The organism is Streptomyces sp. NPDC059373, assembly GCF_042751495.1.
In the GTDB taxonomy this organism is placed as follows: Bacteria; Actinomycetota; Actinomycetes; order Streptomycetales; family Streptomycetaceae; genus Actinacidiphila.
The window spans coordinates 304,933-319,740 of sequence record NZ_JBHYXC010000001.1 but is presented as its reverse complement, the minus strand read 5'-3'; the positions used below and the strand labels follow the sequence as shown (position 1 = coordinate 319,740).

Annotated in this window: 14 protein-coding genes; 7 read left to right on the top strand and 7 right to left on the bottom strand. The window is 71.7% G+C overall.

What is annotated here, in order from left to right:
• Position 1: 1 nt before the first annotated feature.
• Complete coding sequence (locus ACFXJ5_RS01435; RefSeq protein WP_384625249.1) at positions 2-580, bottom strand: TetR/AcrR family transcriptional regulator; 579 nt, start codon at positions 578-580, stop codon at positions 2-4.
• Between the two features lie 114 nt (positions 581-694).
• Here ACFXJ5_RS01435 and ACFXJ5_RS01430 point away from each other — a divergent pair, with 114 nt between their 5' ends.
• The gene (locus ACFXJ5_RS01430; RefSeq protein ID WP_384625247.1) at positions 695-2,119 is read left to right on the top strand and encodes an MFS transporter; all 1,425 of its coding nucleotides are present in this window, start codon (positions 695-697) and stop codon (positions 2,117-2,119) included.
• A gap of 53 nt (positions 2,120-2,172) precedes the next feature.
• Here ACFXJ5_RS01430 and ACFXJ5_RS01425 read toward each other — a convergent pair whose 3' ends face one another.
• Positions 2,173-3,927 (bottom strand): acetyl/propionyl/methylcrotonyl-CoA carboxylase subunit alpha, encoded by a 1,755-nt coding sequence (locus ACFXJ5_RS01425; protein ID WP_384625245.1) that lies wholly within the window; start codon positions 3,925-3,927, stop codon positions 2,173-2,175.
• A 378-nt stretch (positions 3,928-4,305) separates the two neighbouring features.
• On the opposite strand from ACFXJ5_RS01425, the gene ACFXJ5_RS01420 reads away from it, so the two are divergent.
• Complete coding sequence (locus ACFXJ5_RS01420; protein WP_384625242.1) at positions 4,306-4,749, top strand: hypothetical protein; 444 nt, start codon at positions 4,306-4,308, stop codon at positions 4,747-4,749.
• Between the two features lie 13 nt (positions 4,750-4,762).
• On the opposite strand, the gene ACFXJ5_RS01415 is transcribed toward ACFXJ5_RS01420, so the two are convergent.
• The 4 genes from ACFXJ5_RS01415 to ACFXJ5_RS01400 all read right to left on the bottom strand — a co-directional run bounded on the left by ACFXJ5_RS01415 (position 4,763) and on the right by ACFXJ5_RS01400 (position 7,819).
• Positions 4,763-5,380, bottom strand: a complete 618-nt coding sequence (locus ACFXJ5_RS01415) for a nucleoside triphosphate pyrophosphatase (protein WP_384625240.1) — start codon at positions 5,378-5,380, stop codon at positions 4,763-4,765.
• A gap of 13 nt (positions 5,381-5,393) precedes the next feature.
• Positions 5,394-5,525: a morphogenic membrane protein MmpB gene (gene mmpB, locus ACFXJ5_RS01410; RefSeq protein ID WP_384625238.1), complete on the bottom strand. Its 132-nt coding sequence runs from the start codon at positions 5,523-5,525 to the stop codon at positions 5,394-5,396.
• Between the two features lie 477 nt (positions 5,526-6,002).
• Entirely contained in the window at positions 6,003-6,221 is a 219-nt protein-coding gene (locus ACFXJ5_RS01405; protein ID WP_384625235.1) for an acyl-CoA carboxylase subunit epsilon, read from the bottom strand.
• 26 nt (positions 6,222-6,247) lie between these two features.
• Entirely contained in the window at positions 6,248-7,819 is a 1,572-nt protein-coding gene (locus ACFXJ5_RS01400) for an acyl-CoA carboxylase subunit beta (protein WP_384625233.1), read from the bottom strand.
• 129 nt (positions 7,820-7,948) lie between these two features.
• Here ACFXJ5_RS01400 and ACFXJ5_RS01395 point away from each other — a divergent pair, with 129 nt between their 5' ends.
• The 5 genes from ACFXJ5_RS01395 to hutH all read left to right on the top strand — a co-directional run bounded on the left by ACFXJ5_RS01395 (position 7,949) and on the right by hutH (position 14,373).
• Entirely contained in the window at positions 7,949-8,788 is an 840-nt protein-coding gene (locus ACFXJ5_RS01395; RefSeq protein ID WP_384625231.1) for a biotin--[acetyl-CoA-carboxylase] ligase, read from the top strand.
• A gap of 111 nt (positions 8,789-8,899) precedes the next feature.
• A complete protein-coding gene (locus tag ACFXJ5_RS01390; protein ID WP_384625228.1) occupies positions 8,900-10,096 on the top strand; it encodes an adenylate/guanylate cyclase domain-containing protein in 1,197 nt (398 codons plus the stop codon).
• A gap of 78 nt (positions 10,097-10,174) precedes the next feature.
• On the top strand, positions 10,175-10,993 hold the full coding sequence (locus ACFXJ5_RS01385; RefSeq protein ID WP_384625227.1) for an enoyl-CoA hydratase/isomerase family protein: 819 nt from the start codon (positions 10,175-10,177) through the stop codon (positions 10,991-10,993).
• A gap of 715 nt (positions 10,994-11,708) precedes the next feature.
• Positions 11,709-12,776 carry a GGDEF domain-containing protein gene (locus ACFXJ5_RS01380; protein WP_384626515.1) on the top strand — a complete coding sequence of 356 codons (1,068 nt, stop codon included), beginning with the start codon at positions 11,709-11,711 and terminating at the stop codon, positions 12,774-12,776.
• A gap of 46 nt (positions 12,777-12,822) precedes the next feature.
• On the top strand, positions 12,823-14,373 hold the full coding sequence (gene hutH, locus ACFXJ5_RS01375) for a histidine ammonia-lyase (RefSeq protein WP_384626513.1): 1,551 nt from the start codon (positions 12,823-12,825) through the stop codon (positions 14,371-14,373).
• 48 nt (positions 14,374-14,421) lie between these two features.
• On the opposite strand, the gene ACFXJ5_RS01370 is transcribed toward hutH, so the two are convergent.
• Positions 14,422-14,715 (bottom strand): LPXTG cell wall anchor domain-containing protein, encoded by a 294-nt coding sequence (locus tag ACFXJ5_RS01370; RefSeq protein ID WP_384625224.1) that lies wholly within the window; start codon positions 14,713-14,715, stop codon positions 14,422-14,424.
• Between the last annotated feature and the right edge of the window lie 93 nt (positions 14,716-14,808).

The window sequence follows — 14,808 nt, the reverse complement described above, 5'->3', positions numbered from 1 at the left end:
GTCAACCGGCCTTCGCCCGCAGGCCGTCCATGATCAGGCCCATGAGGCGGCCGAAGAGTTCCCGGTCCTCCGGGCTCTTCTCGGCGGCCAGGAGGACCGCGTGGGTGAGCTTGAGGAGGTCGGCGATCTCCGTGTCCTCGCGGACCTCGCCGGCCTCCTGAGCGCGTCGTAGCAGCGCCCCGCCGGATCCGCGCAGCCGGTCCCGGCACGCGGCGGTGAAGGGGTTCTGGGAGGCCATCAGGATGGCCGCCACGCCTCGGTACATGGCGGTGTGCAGCGCGACGTCCCGCAGCCAGAGGCGGAGTGCCTCGGTGGGCGGGTCGAGGGTCAGCAGTTCGGTGCCGCGCACGCTGAGCGCGTCCAGTTCGGTCTCGAAGACGGCGGTCATGAGGGCGGTACGGTCCGGGAAGTGCCGGTAGAGCGTGCCGATTCCGACGCCGGCGCTGCGTGCGATGTCCTCCAGGGCCACGTCGCTGCCGTGGGTGACGAAGGCCTGTCGGGCCTCCTCCAGCAGCCGGTCGTAATTGCGCCGCGCGTCCGCGCGCATCGGCCTTGAGCCCGCGCCACTTGCTACCGCCACCACAGCCTCCTTCGATCCGGCCTCCAGAATCCCATGGCGTAAACGGAGGTCACCTCCGTATAGTGAGCGGAGGCAACCTCCGCTTTGCTCAAGTCTGCCTGGAGGCACTCACTCATGTCTACGTCCGTCAACGTCCCGGCGGCCAAACCCTCCACCAGCCCCGACCGGGAACGTCGTCCTCTCATCGCCCTCTCGGCCATCATCGGTGCCCAGCTGATGCTGCTGCTCGACGCGACCGTCGTGACCGTCGCGATCCCCGGCATCGGCTCCGACCTGGGCTTCTCCCCGACCGGTATGTCCTGGGTACTCAATGTCTACACCCTCGCCTTCGGCGGTCTGCTGCTCCTCGGCAGCCGCATCGGCGACCTCATCGGCCGCCGTACCGCCCTGGTCGCCGGCGTGCTCGCCTTCACCGCCGCCTCGGTGCTCGGCGGCTTCGCGCCCAGCGGTCCGTGGCTGCTCGTGGCCCGTACGCTCCAGGGCGCGGCGGCGGCACTGGCCGCCCCCAGCACGCTGGCGTTGATCACCACGACCTTCAAGGAGGGCCCAGACCGCAATCGCGCCCTCAGCCTCTACTCCGCCGTCGCCGGCGCGGGCTCCGGGATCGGGCTCATCGTCGGCGGCCTGCTCACCGACTACGGCAACTGGCGCTGGGTGTTCTTCATCAACATCCCGCTCGGGGCCGCCGTCGCCCTGCTCGTCCCACGCCATGTCGCCGAAACCCAGCGGCACCGTGGCGGCCCCTTCGACCTCACCGGAGCCCTCACCGGCACGCTCGGGATGGCCTCGCTGGTCTACGCGTTCATCCGCGCCGCGGAGGAGGGCTGGGGCGACGGCCGGGCCATTGCGAGCTTCGCCGCGGCGGGCGGGCTGCTGGCCGCCTTCCTGGTCAACGAGACCCGGGTGCGGCGGCCGTTGGTGGTGCTCCGGCTCTTCGCGGACCGCAACCGCGCCATCGCGTACGCGTGCATGCTGCTGATCCCCGCGGGGATGTTCGGGATCTTCTACTTCACCACGCAGTACCTGCAGACCGTGCGCGGCTACAGCCCGCTGAAGACCGGCCTCGCCTTCCTGCCCATGGTCGGGCTGATGTTCGTCACCGCCCGCACGGTCCCGCGCGTCGTCGCCCGCTTCGGCGCGAAGCGGTCCGTGATGGTCGGCGGTCTGCTGACCACCGGCGGCACGGTCTGGCTCGCCCAGCTCGCGACGGGCGACGGCTACGCGGCCGCGCTGCTGGGGCCGCTGATGCTGGTGGGAGTGGGCATCGGCCTGACGATGATGCCGCTCAACACGCTCATCCTGTCCGGGGTGCGGCCCCAGGACGCGGGCTCGGCGGCCGGGCTGCTGCAGACCATGCAGCAGATCGGCGGCAGCCTGGGCCTGTCCATCCTGGTCTCCGTCTTCGGCACCGCGACCCGCCACGGCGGCGCCGGGAGCGACTTCGTACACGGCGCCTCGGCCGCCTTCGCCGCCGCCGCGGTCTTCACGGCGCTGGCATGGCTGCTGGCCCTCGCCGTACGGGCCCCTGCGCGGCGCTGAAACGGGCGGGGCCCGGAACCTCACCGGTTCCGGGCCCCGTTCCGTACCGGAGGTCAGTCCTTGATCTCGCAGATGACCGCGCCGGAGGAGACGGACGAGCCGACCTCCGCCGCGAGGCCCTTGACGGTGCCCGTGCGGTGGGCGTTGAGGGGCTGCTCCATCTTCATGGCCTCCAGGACGACGATGAGGTCGCCTTCCTGGACGGTCTGGCCCTCTTCGACGGCGACCTTGACGATCGTGCCCTGCATCGGGGAGGCGAGCGTGTCCCCCGAGGCGGCGGAGCCGGCCTTCTTGGTGGCGCGGCGCTTGGGGCGGGCGCCACCGGCGGCGGCGGTGCGGGCGAGGGTCATGCCCAGCGACGCCGGGAGGGAGACCTCCAGGCGCTTGCCGCCGACCTCGACGACAACGGTCTCGCGGCCCGCTTCCTCGGCCTCCTCGTCGACCGCGGGGGCCGCGAAGGCGGGGATGTCGTTGACGAACTCGGTCTCGATCCAGCGGGTGTGGACCCGGAACGGGTCGCTGGTGAACGCCGGGTCGGTGACGACCTTGCGGTGGAAGGAAATGGCCGTGGCCATCCCCTCGACCTCGAACTCGCCCAGGGCACGCGCCGCGCGCTGCAGGGCCTGCTCGCGGGTGGCGCCGGTGACGATGAGCTTGGCCAGCAGCGAGTCCCACGCGGGGCCGATGACCGAGCCGGTCTCCACGCCCGCGTCCAGCCGGACGCCGGGGCCCGACGGCGGGGCGAACGTGGTCACCGTGCCGGGAGCGGGGAGGAAGTTACGTCCCGGGTCCTCGCCGTTGATACGGAACTCGAAGGAGTGACCGCGCAGCGGCGGGTCGTCGTAACCCAGCTCCTCACCGTCGGCGATGCGGAACATCTCCCGTACGAGGTCGATACCGGTGACCTCCTCGGAGACCGGGTGCTCGACCTGGAGACGGGTGTTGACCTCCAGGAAGGAGATCAGACCGTCCTGGGCGACCAGGAACTCGCAGGTGCCGGCGCCGACATAGCCCGCCTCGCGCAGGATGGCCTTGGAGGCGCGGTAGAGCTCGGCGTTCTGCTCCTCGCTGAGGAAAGGCGCGGGGGCCTCCTCGACGAGCTTCTGGTGGCGCCGCTGCAGCGAGCAGTCCCGCGTCGACACGACGACGACATTGCCGTGACTGTCGGCCAGGCACTGGGTCTCGACGTGCCGGGGCCGGTCGAGGTAGCGCTCGACGAAGCACTCGCCACGGCCGAAGGCGGCAACCGCCTCGCGCACCGCGGACTCGTACAGCTCGGGGACCTCCTCCAGCGTCCGGGCGACCTTCAGGCCGCGACCGCCGCCGCCGAAGGCGGCCTTGATCGCGATCGGCAGACCGTGCTGCTCCGCGAACGCCACCACCTCGTCGGCGCCGGACACCGGGTCGGGCGTACCGGCGACCAGCGGCGCACCGGCGCGCTGGGCGATGTGGCGCGCGGCCACCTTGTCGCCGAGGTCGCGGATCGCCTGCGGGGGCGGACCGATCCAGGTCAGCCCGGCGTCGATCACCGCCTGCGCGAACTCCGCGTTCTCCGACAGGAAGCCGTAGCCGGGGTGAACGGCGTCGGCACCCGATTCAGCGGCCGCGCCCAGGACTTTGGCGACGTCCAGATAGCTGCTCGCCGGGGTGTCGCCGCCCAGCGCGTAGGCCTCGTCGGCCGCGCGGACATGCAGCGCGTCCCGGTCGGGCTCTGCGTAGACGGCTACGCTGGCGATCCCGGCGTCCCGGCAGGCACGGGCGACGCGGACTGCGATTTCACCGCGGTTGGCGATGAGCACCTTGCGCACGATGGCTCCCTCCTTGAAACAAGCCGAGTTTAGGTACTGGTGACACTTCGTGCCGAGGCACCCCTGGGGGTGAGCTTGCCCACACGGAGGGTGATCCGGACGCGGCGGTGGTGTCGTATTGCCGCGTAATTCCACGCTACGGCCGTATATCTCCGGGCGCTTGCACCACGCTTGAGTGAGCTGCATCTCTGCACCCCACCGTGGCCGACGTGACTCGAGCTTTGTGGGAACTCCACGAAGGCGCGGCGAAAACTTTGCCCGACGTCCGCCCCGTAAGGGTGGTGCCCTCCGAACTCTTGCCGCGGCACTTACCCGTTAGTAGCGTTTGCGATGCGGGATACCGCCGGTAAGGAGCTTGCAATGACGCAAGGGGGCACAGTGCGAAGAGGTGTGGCCGCTACGGCGGCGGTGGTGCTGGTCCTGGAGGCGCTCGGACTGGCCTTCGTCAACTGGGTGATGGGCATAGCCGTTCGCCACCAAGCCATGTCTCTTGCCGGCCTCGACCCGGCCGCGATGGCCGCCGGTGCCTGGGTAGCCGGCGGCCTTCTCGCCCTCTTCCTCATCGCCTGCGCCGTCGTCCTCGCGGGCACCGCCCGCCACGACCGCCCGCCGCGCGGCTTCGGCCGCCTGCTCCTCATCGCCGCCGCCGTCCTCAACGTCATCCTCGGCGCCGTCGTCGTCGGCCTCGTCGGCTGGCCCGCGTACGTCCTGATGATGCTGATCTTCGCCCTCATCGTCCTCAGCCTCACCCTCTACGCCGTCGAGCGCCCCGCCCCCACCGACGACGACGCCCCGCCCCCGGGCGCCCCCGTCGCCGCCTAGGGCCTGTCCGGCCCTAGACCCACAGGTCCGTGATCCGGACCCCGAGCTCGGCCAACAGACGCCGCAGCAACGGCAACGACAGCCCGATGACATTGCCGTGGTCGCCCTCGATGCCCTCGATGAACGGCGCCGACCGACCGTCCAGCGTGAAGGCCCCCGCCACATGCAGCGGTTCGCCGCTGGCCACATACGCCGCGACCTCCGCGTCATCCGGCGTCCCGAACCGCACCGTCGTCGACGCCGTGGCCGACACCCGCGCCCCGGCGGCGACATCGATCACGCAATGCCCCGTCTGCAGCACCCCCGCCCGCCCCCGCATCGACTTCCAGCGAGCGATCGCCTCTTCCGCATCCGCCGGCTTCCCCAGCGCCTCGCCATCCAGCTCCAGCACCGAGTCACACCCGATCACCAGCTCGCCGCCGGCCAGCTGACCGGCCACCGCCTCCGCCTTCGCCTCCGCCAGCACGCGGGCCAGCTCGCCGGGCGTCGGCGCGGTGATCGCGTCCTCGTCGACCCCACTGACGATCACCCTCGGTGCGAGCCCCGCGCTCTTCAGGAGCGCGAGCCGGGCAGGAGACGCGGAGGCGAGCACGACGGTGCGGGGGCCTGGGCTGGTGGTCATGCCCGCCATCGTAATGAAACGCTCAGAAGTGCCACCCCACGATGAACATGATGATCGGCATGGCCAGTGCAATGAGCCAGATCGCGCGGCGCATCATCCTCTGCGCCTGGCGCATCTCCTCCGGGGGCTCTTCGGGCGGATCCGACCACAACATGCGTTCCAGGTTCCGCCGGAACGCGGGCCGGCGCCTGAGTACCCGTACCTAGGCACGACCTATTTCCGGGGTAATCCGGGCCCGGGCGGCCACCCGCCGTGGGGCTGCGGCCCGTCGCCGGGTGCCCGGGTTGGGCCAGCCTCCCCCAAAGCTTCCTTTGGGAGGTGCCCCCACCCCAGCCTTCGGCCGGGGGGACCCCCACCTCGCTTCGCTCGCCCAGGCGGACGGCCTACCCCCAACCCGGAGGGGAGAAGTAGACGGCGCGAGGACCAGAGTCGCACCCACCCACCCACCCACCCACCCACCCACCCGACCGGCAGGCAACAGCGGTGGGGAGGGCCGGGGTCGGAGGGGTGGGGGTTCTGGACGCTCCGCATATTTGTGTGCGGCATGCCGGGCAAGGCAGCGGAGGGACCCGTCACGCACGTAAATATGTCGGTCCAGGACCCCCAGCCCCGGAGGCCCCGGACCGGACCGTCAGCGCGGCCAGTACGTGGCCCGCCAGGCCCCGGCCCCGTGGCGCAGCGCGCGGCTGGGGACGTTGCGGGCCGGGTCGGCCCATTCGTCCTGGGTGCGCGGGCCACCGTCAAGACCGCCGGAGGCCCCGGCGCCTGCGGCGGCCCGCGCCTGGACCAGGGCGACGACGGCCGCGAGCTCCTCAGGGGTGGGGTTGCCCCGCTCGACCTTTATGACCATGTCAGAGCACGCTCCTTCGACCAACCTCAGAGGGGAATGTTGCCGTGCTTCTTCGGCGGCAGACTCTCCCGCTTGTTCCGCAGCGTCCGCAGCGCCTTGACCAGATGCCCCCGCGTCTCGGACGGCACGATCACCGCGTCCACATAGCCCCGCTCAGCCGCGACGTACGGGTTGAGCAGTGTGTCCTCGTAGTCCGCGATGAGCTCCGCGCGCCGCGCCTCCGGGTCATCGGCGTCAGCCAGCTCGCGGCGGTGCAGGATGTTGACCGCGCCCTGGGCGCCCATGACCGCGATCTGGGCGGTCGGCCAGGCCAGGTTGAGGTCGGCACCCAGGTGCTTGGAGCCCATGACGTCGTACGCGCCGCCGAAGGCCTTCCGCGTGATCACGGTGATCAGCGGAACCGTGGCCTCCGCATACGCGTAGATCAGCTTGGCCCCGCGCCGGATGATGCCGGAGTGCTCCTGGTCGACGCCCGGCAGAAAGCCCGGCACATCGACAAAAGTGATCACCGGAACGTTGAAGCTGTCGCACGTCCGTACGAACCGCGCGGCCTTCTCGCTCGCGTCGATGTCCAGGCACCCCGCGAACTGCATGGGCTGGTTGGCGACGACACCGACCGGCCGCCCCTCGATGCGGCCGAAGCCGGTGAGGATGTTCGGCGCGAACAGCCCCTGGGTCTCGAGGAATTCACCGTCGTCCAGGACATGCTCGATGACCTTGTGCATGTCGTAGGGCTGGTTGGCGGAGTCCGGGATGAGAGTGTCGAGCTCAGGATCCGGCTCCAGGTCGGCCTCGGCCGGATACGCCGGGGCCTCCTCGAGGTTGTTGCTCGGCAGATACGACAGCAGCGCCTTGACGTACTCGATGGCGTCCTTCTCGTCGCCCGCCATGTGGTGCGCGTTGCCGGAGACGGTGTTGTGCGCGCGGGCGCCGCCCAGCTCCTCGAAACCGACGTCCTCACCGGTCACGGTCTTGATGACGTCGGGCCCGGTGATGAACATGTGCGAGGTCTGGTCGACCATCACCACGAAGTCCGTGATGGCCGGCGAGTACACCGCGCCGCCGGCGCACGGCCCGACGATCAGCGAGATCTGCGGGATGACACCGGACGCGTGCGTGTTGCGGCGGAAGATCTCGCCGTACAGGCCGAGCGCGCTGACGCCCTCCTGGATACGGGCGCCGCCGGAGTCGTTGATGCCGATGACCGGGCAGCCGTTCTTGAGGGCCCAGTCCATGACCTTGACGATCTTCTGGCCGTAGACCTCGCCCAGGGCTCCGCCGAAGACGGTGAAGTCCTGTGAGAAGACCGCCACCGGGCGGCCGTCGACCGTGCCGTAGCCGGTGACGACGCCGTCACCGTACGGGCGGACCTTGTCGAGGCCGAAATTCGTGGAACGGTGTCGGGCAAGTTCGTCCAGTTCGGTGAAGGAACCCTCGTCCAGGAGCAGTTCGATCCGCTCCCGGGCGGTCAGCTTGCCCTTGGCGTGTTGCTTCTCCACCGCACGGGCGGAGCCGGCATGGGTCGCCTCCTGGGTACGGCGGCGCAGATCCGCGAGCTTGCCCGCGGTGGTGTGGATGTCGATCTCCGGCTCGGCCATGGGAGGCGGCTCTCCTGCTCTCGTCGGGTCGCATTTGACTGGCGAGTAACTCTGTTTCGTAGCGTAACCGCGTGGCTGCTGCGCGAGCACTGCGGCGTTCGACACACTCCCGCTCATAGGGTGGGGCACATGACCTCAAACCGCTGGTCCGACCTGGACCGGCCGCCGCTCAACGCGGCGGCGCTGCAGCGCGCGATCGTCACTCCGGACGGCCTGTGGACCGCCCTGGACGTCGTCGAGACCACCGGCTCGACCAACTCCGACCTCGCCGCCCGTGCCAAGGCCGGGGCTGCCGAGGGCGCGGTACTCGTCGCCGAGGAGCAGACCGCCGGGCGCGGCCGCCTCGACCGGCAGTGGACGGCGCCGCCGCGCTCCGGGCTCTTCTTCTCCGTGCTCCTTCGGCCGTCCGAGGTGCCCGTGCGCCGCTGGGGCTGGCTGCCGCTGCTCGCCGGGGTGGCGACCGCCACGGCGCTGGCACGGGCCGGGGGCGTCGACACGGGCCTCAAATGGCCCAACGACCTGCTGGTGACGATCGACGGCGAGGAGCGCAAGACCGGCGGCATCCTCGCCGAGCGGGCCGGCGACGACGGCGTCGTCATCGGCATCGGCCTGAACGTCACGCTCCGCGAGGACGAGCTGCCCGTGCCGGCCGCCGGATCGCTGGCCCTCGCCGGCGCCAAGGGCACCGACCGCGACCCGCTGCTGCGGGCGGTGCTGCGGTCCCTGGCCGAGTGGTACGCCGAGTGGCGTGCCGTCGGCGGCGACCCCGACGCCTGCCGGCTGCGCCAGGTGTACGCGGCCGGGTGCGCGACGCTGGGGCGGCCCGTACGGGCCGAGCTGCCGGGCGGGGAGACCGTGACGGGGAGGGCGGTGGCCCTCGACGACGACGGACGGCTGGTCATCGCGACGGAGGGCGGCGAGGAGCGGCCGGTCGGTGCGGGCGACGTCGTACATGTGAGGGCGGCATAGGCCGCTGTGCGAGAGTGAGCTACGGCACACCTGCCGTATTGTTGAGGCGGCAGCCGACCCAGTGATCGGAAGGGCAGTGCGCACGCGCAGGGACCGAAGAGGGGGCGGGCGGTGACCGTGGACGACGCGAGCATCCCCCCGCCGCACGGCGAAGAACCGGCGCGGCCGGATGAGCCGGACGGCGGCGCCGAGCACGCCGCCGAGCACGCCGCCGGGCCCGCCGCCGGGCCCGCCGCTCCGGATCACCTCGCCGACGAGCGGGCCGCCGAGCATGTCGACGAGCATCTCGACGGCGAGGATCCCATCGCTCTGCAGCTGGAACAGCTCATCCTGGGCGCCGAGCGCAAGTACACCCCTTTCCAGGCCGCCCGCAGTGCCGGCGTCTCCATGGACCTCGCCGCCCGCTTCTGGCGTGCCATGGGCTTCGCCGACATCGGCCAGGCCAAGGCGCTCACCGAGGCCGACGTCCTCGCCCTGCGGCGGCTGGCGGGTCTCGTCGAGGCCGGGCTGCTCAGCGAGCCGACCGCCATCCAGGTGGCCCGTTCCACCGGGCAGACCACAGCCCGGCTCGCCGAATGGCAGACCGACTCCTTCCTCGAGGAGCTGACCGAGCCGCCCGAGCCCGGCATGACCCGGGCGGAGGTCGCCTACCCCCTGGTCGAGCTGCTGCTGCCCGAGCTCGAGGAATTCCTGACCTACGTCTGGCGGCGCCAGCTCGCGGCGTCGACCAGCCGGGTCGTACGGTCCGACGACGAGGAGGCGGTGGACCGCCGCCTCGCGGTCGGCTTCGCGGACCTGGTGGGCTTCACGCGGCTGACGCGACGGCTGGAGGAGGAGGAACTCGGCGAGCTCGTCGAGGCCTTCGAGACCACCGCCGCGGACCAGGTGCACGCCCATGGGGGGCGGCTGATCAAGACTCTGGGCGACGAGATCCTCTACGTGGCCGATGATCCCGGCACCGCCGCGGAGATCGGGCTGCGGCTCATCGAGACGATGACCGGTGACGAGACGATGCCCGCCCTCCGGGTCGGCATGGCCTTCGGCACGGTCACGACGAGGATGGGTGACGTCTTCGGGACGACGGTGAACCTTGCGAGCCGGCTGACGTCGATAGCGCCCCGGGACGCGGTCCTGGTCGACGGTGAGCTGGCGCAGGCGCTCGGCGAGAGCGGCGACGCGCCCGTGTCGGAGGTCGACGTGGAGGCGGGCTCCGAGGACAAGTACCGCTTTGCCCTCCAGCCGATGTGGCGCCGCCCGGTGCGTGGGCTCGGCGTCGTCGAACCCTGGCTCCTGTCCCGCCGAGGGTGACTCGCCGGGGCTGACTCTACGATGACCCCTGGGTTCGTGGTTCACGGTCGTTAACCAACCTCGGAGGGCGGGCGGCGGATGTCGGAGCAGCGGGTTTCGGAGCAGCGGTTCGGTGAGTTCGTGGCGGTGCGGCGCCACGGGGAGCACGGGCGGGTGGCGGAGCTGGTTCTGGACCGTCCGAAGGCGATGAATGCCGTGTCGACGGCGATGGCGCGGGCGATCGGGGAGGCGTGCGGGGCGCTGGCGGGCGATCGTGGTGTGAGCGTGGTGGTGCTGAGCTCCACGCATGAGCGGGCGTTCTGTGTCGGCGCCGATTTGAAGGAACGGAATTCTTTTACCGAGGCTGATCTGGCGCGGCAGCGCCCTTATGCCCGGGCGGCGTACACGGGGGTGCTGGAGCTGCCGATGCCGACGGTGGCGGCGGTGCATGGCTTTGCGCTCGGTGGCGGTTATGAGCTGGCGCTGGCGTGCGACGTGATTGTGGCTGATGTGACGGCGGTGGTGGGGCTGCCGGAGGTGACGGTGGGGGTGATCCCGGGGGGTGGTGGGACGCAGCTTCTGCCGCGGAGGGTGGGGTCGGCGCGGGCGGCGGAGCTGATCTTCACGGGGCGGAGGGTTGCTGCGGCGGAGGCTCTGGGGTTGGGGCTGGTGGATGTGGTGGCGGAGGAGGGTGCGGACCGTACGGAGGCGCTGGTGCTGGCCGGGCGGATCGCGGGGAATTCGCCGGTGGGGCTGCGGGCGGCCAAGCGGGCGCTGCGGTTGGGGCAGGGTGTGGATCTGCGGGCGGGGCTGGACATCGAGGACGCGGCTTGGCGTGCGACGGCGTTTTCGGGGGACCGGGCGGAGGGTGTGGCGGCGTTCAACGAGAAGCGTGCGCCGGAGTGGCCGGGGGAGTAGGGGGCGGCCGGGCCCTTCTGCGGTGCCGGTGCGGTCCGGGGCCTCCGGGGCTGGGGGTCCTGGACCGACATATTTACGTGCGTGACGGGTCCGTCCGTTGCCTTGCCCGGCATGCCGCACACAAATATGCGGAGCGTCCAGAACCCCCACCCCTCCGACCCCGGCCCTCCCCGCCGCCGTTGCCCGGTGGGTGGGTGGGTGGGTGGGTGGGTGGGTCGGTGGGTGGCCCTCCGTCGCTGTTGCCCGGTGGGTGGGTGGGTGGTTCCGGTTCTGGCCCTCCCTGTCGCTGTTGGCTGCCGGTGGGTGGGTGGGTGGGTGGTTCCGGTTCCGGACCTCTCCGTCGCTGTTGGCTGCCTGGGTGGGTGGCTCTGGCCCTCCCGCTGTTCTCTTTTGCTTCCTCGGGCTGGGCCAACCCGGTCGTACCCGGCGACGGGCCGTCCCCGGCGGGGCGTGGTGGGGTTGTTGGCCCTGCTGGGCCGAATGGAGCGCGCGGGTGGCCGGGGGAGTGGGGGGTGGCCGCGTGCCGCGTGCCTGTGGCGGGTCGGTGGTTCAAAATGGTGCAAACGTCCCGCGCGGGGAGTAAGCCTGAGGTGCGCGCTTGACGGTCGACGGCCGGCACGGATCTGCGGAGGCGAACCGAGCCTTGAAAAGAGAGGGAGATCGGCTGCGGGCCGTCGCTGAGCTGGCGCGGGCGGTGGCGGCGGCGAGGTCGCCGATGGAGGCCGTGGCGGCGGCGGCGACGTCGGCGCGGGTGGCGCTGGGTGGGTCGATGTCGGCGGTGTCGCGGTGGGAGCGGGACCGGGGGCGGCTGCGGGTGCTGGTCAATGACGGGGAGCTGGCGGAGGGGGAGGAGCCGCAGCCGAGGAATGAGGTGTACTCGGTCGCCGACTTTCCGGAGATCGTGGAGTTCCTGCACGGCCGGTGGACGGAGGGCGGCGAACCGCATGCCTGGGTCGAGACGGCGGACGGGCCGGCCGATGAGGGGGCGTACTGCCATCAGCGGGTGGCGGCGCTGCGGCGGCGGGGGCGGTCGTCGTGTGTGGTGGCGCCGATTTTGCTGCATGGGCTGGCGTGGGGTGAGCTGTACGTGGCCCGGGCGGCGGGCCAGCCGGTGTTCGACAGGGCGGATGCGGAGTTCGCCACGGTGCTGGCGGCCCTGATCGCGGCCGGGATCGCGCAGACCGAGCGGCTTGCGGAGGTGCGGAGGCTCGCGTTCACGGACCCGCTGACGGGGCTGGCGAATCGGCGGGCGGTGGATGCGCGGCTGGAGGCGGCGGTCGAGCGGCACCGGGGGGAGGGGACGGCGGTCAGTTTGGTGGTGTGCGACCTGAACGGGCTGAAGAGGGTCAATGACGAGCTCGGGCATGCGGTGGGGGACCGGTTGCTGGTGGGGTTCGGGTCGGTGCTGTCGCTGTGCGGGGCGGAGCTTCCGGGGAGTCTGGTGGCGCGGCTGGGCGGGGACGAGTTCTGTCTGCTGGCGGTGGGCCACAAGGCGGCGGAGGTGGTGCGGGCGGCGGAGGAGCTGTGCGACCGGGCGAAGTGGCTGGGGCTGGGGGACGGGGTCGCGGTGGGTGTTGCTTCTACGGATGCCGCTATCGGGCCGGTGACGTCGGGGCGGCGGCTCTTCCGGCTGGCGGACGCCGCGCAGTACCGGGCGAAGGCGCTGAAGTCGGACCGGCCGGTGGTGGCGGGGGTGGGGGCGCCGGAGGATCCCGTCGTGCGGCTGGCGGACGAGCCGCCTGCGCGGGAGAACGAGCGGCGCCGGTTCCGGGGGCGGGAGTAGGAGGTGACAGCTCGCGATTCAGTGCCTAAGGTGCGTGAATATGGATATGCATAACGTGGTCATCGGGGCCGGCGGGGTCGCCGCGGAGGATGTGCTGGCGGTGGCGCGGGGTAATGCGCGCGTGGAGCTGTCGGCGGAGGCGCTGGCCGGGATCGCGGCCGCGCGGGACGTGATCGAGGCGCTGGCGGCGAAGCCGGAGCCGGTTTACGGGGTGTCGACGGGCTTCGGGGCGCTGGCGGTGCGGCATATCAGCCCGGAGCTCAGGGCGCAGTTGCAGCGGAGCCTCGTACGGTCGCACGCGGCGGGGATGGGGCCGCGGGTGGAGCGCGAGGTGGTGCGGGCGCTGATGTTCCTGCGGCTGAAGACGCTGGCGTCCGGGCGGACCGGGGTGCGGCCGGTGGTGGCGGAGACGATGGCGGCGCTGCTGAACGCCGGGATCACGCCGGTGGTGCGGGAGTTCGGGTCGCTGGGCTGCTCCGGGGATCTGGCGCCGCTGTCGCACTGCGCGCTGGTGCTGATGGGCGAGGGCGAGGCGGAGGGCCCGGACGGCGTCGTCCGTCCGGTGCCGGAGCTGCTCGCGGAGTACGGGATCGAGCCGGTCGAGCTGCGGGAGAAGGAGGGCCTGGCCCTCATCAACGGCACGGACGGCATGCTGGGCATGCTGGTGATGGCCATCGCCGACCTGGAGCGGCTCTTCACCTCGGCCGACATCACGGCCGCGCTGTCCCTGGAGGCGCTGCTCGGCACCGGCAAGGTGCTCGCGCCCGAGCTGCACGCCATCCGCCCGCACCCGGGGCAGGCGGCGAGCGCGGAGAACATGCGGCGGGTGCTGGAGGGCTCGGGGCTCACCGGGCACCACCAGGACGACGCGCCGCGTGTGCAGGACGCGTACTCGATCCGCTGCGCGCCGCAGGTCGCGGGCGCGGGCCGGGACACCATGGCGCACGCCCGGCTGGTGGCGGACCGCGAGCTGATCTCGGCCGTGGACAACCCGGTGGTGCTGCCGGACGGCCGGGTGGAGTCCAACGGCAACTTCCACGGCGCGCCGGTGGCGTACGTCCTGGACTTCCTGGCGATCGCCGCCGCCGACCTGGGGTCGATCGCGGAGCGGCGTACGGACCGGCTGCTGGACAAGAGCCGCTCGCACGGGCTGCCGGCCTTCCTGGCGGACGACCCGGGGGTGGACTCGGGGCTGATGATCGCGCAGTACACGCAGGCGGCGCTGGTCAGCGAGAACAAGCGGCTGGCGGTGCCGGCGTCGGTGGACTCGATCCCCTCCTCGGCGATGCAGGAGGACCACGTGTCGATGGGCTGGTCGGCGGCGCGCAAGCTGCGGCAGGCGGTCGACAACCTGACCCGGATCATCGCGGTCGAGCTGGTCGCGGCGACGCGGGCGGTGGAGATCCGGGTGCAGGGCAGTGAGGTGCTGCAGGCCGCTCCGGCGACCGAGGCGATCGTGAAGGCGGTGCGCGAGGCGGGCGTGGTGGGCGTCGGTCCTGACCGGTTCCTGGCGCCGGATCTGGCGGCGGCGTACGAGTTCGTACGGTCCGGTGGGCTGACGGCGGCCGCCGAGTCCGTTACGGGGCCGCTGGCCTAGGCCTGTCGTCAAAATGGCGCCGGACAGGCGGGATTTTGACGACAAGGCCTAGGCCGGCGGGCCGGCCTCCGCCTCGCGGGAGCGGCGGGTGGCGTTGACGAGGAGGGCCGCGCCCATGCCGAGGAAGGCGGTACCGCCGATGAGGTAGGGCGTGGTGTCGGCGCTGCCCGTGTCGGCCAGCTGCTCCTGGTTGCCGGCGGTGGCCGCGGACGTCTTGACCGTGGTGGCGGCCTTGGTCGTGACGTGCTCGGCGCTCGCGGAGGCGTTCGGTACGAAGTAGAGCGCGCCGAGAACAGTGGCCGCGGCGGCGGCGATGAAAACGGGCGGGCGGTGCGAGGTCAACGGATCCCCCAGCGGTAGCGGCGACTTGACCGTGGAGGCCGATGGTAGTGAGCCGGTGGCCCCGGTGGGAAGCTCAGACCCGGAAGGCTTCCC

Bases quoted from the DNA above. Each gene is read 5' to 3' on its own strand.
- ACFXJ5_RS01430 (WP_384625247.1), top strand. From the start codon at position 695: ATGTCTACGTCCGTCAACGTCCCGGCGGCCAAACCCTCCACCAGCCCC.
- ACFXJ5_RS01415 (WP_384625240.1), bottom strand. From the start codon at position 5,380: ATGGCGGGCATGACCACCAGCCCAGGCCCCCGCACCGTCGTGCTCGCC.
- mmpB (WP_384625238.1), bottom strand. From the start codon at position 5,525: ATGTTGTGGTCGGATCCGCCCGAAGAGCCCCCGGAGGAGATGCGCCAG.
- ACFXJ5_RS01405 (WP_384625235.1), bottom strand. From the start codon at position 6,221: ATGGTCATAAAGGTCGAGCGGGGCAACCCCACCCCTGAGGAGCTCGCG.
- ACFXJ5_RS01400 (WP_384625233.1), bottom strand. From the start codon at position 7,819: ATGGCCGAGCCGGAGATCGACATCCACACCACCGCGGGCAAGCTCGCG.
- ACFXJ5_RS01395 (WP_384625231.1), top strand. From the start codon at position 7,949: ATGACCTCAAACCGCTGGTCCGACCTGGACCGGCCGCCGCTCAACGCG.
- ACFXJ5_RS01385 (WP_384625227.1), top strand. From the start codon at position 10,175: ATGTCGGAGCAGCGGGTTTCGGAGCAGCGGTTCGGTGAGTTCGTGGCG.
- ACFXJ5_RS01380 (WP_384626515.1), top strand. From the start codon at position 11,709: ATGGAGGCCGTGGCGGCGGCGGCGACGTCGGCGCGGGTGGCGCTGGGT.
- hutH (WP_384626513.1), top strand. From the start codon at position 12,823: ATGCATAACGTGGTCATCGGGGCCGGCGGGGTCGCCGCGGAGGATGTG.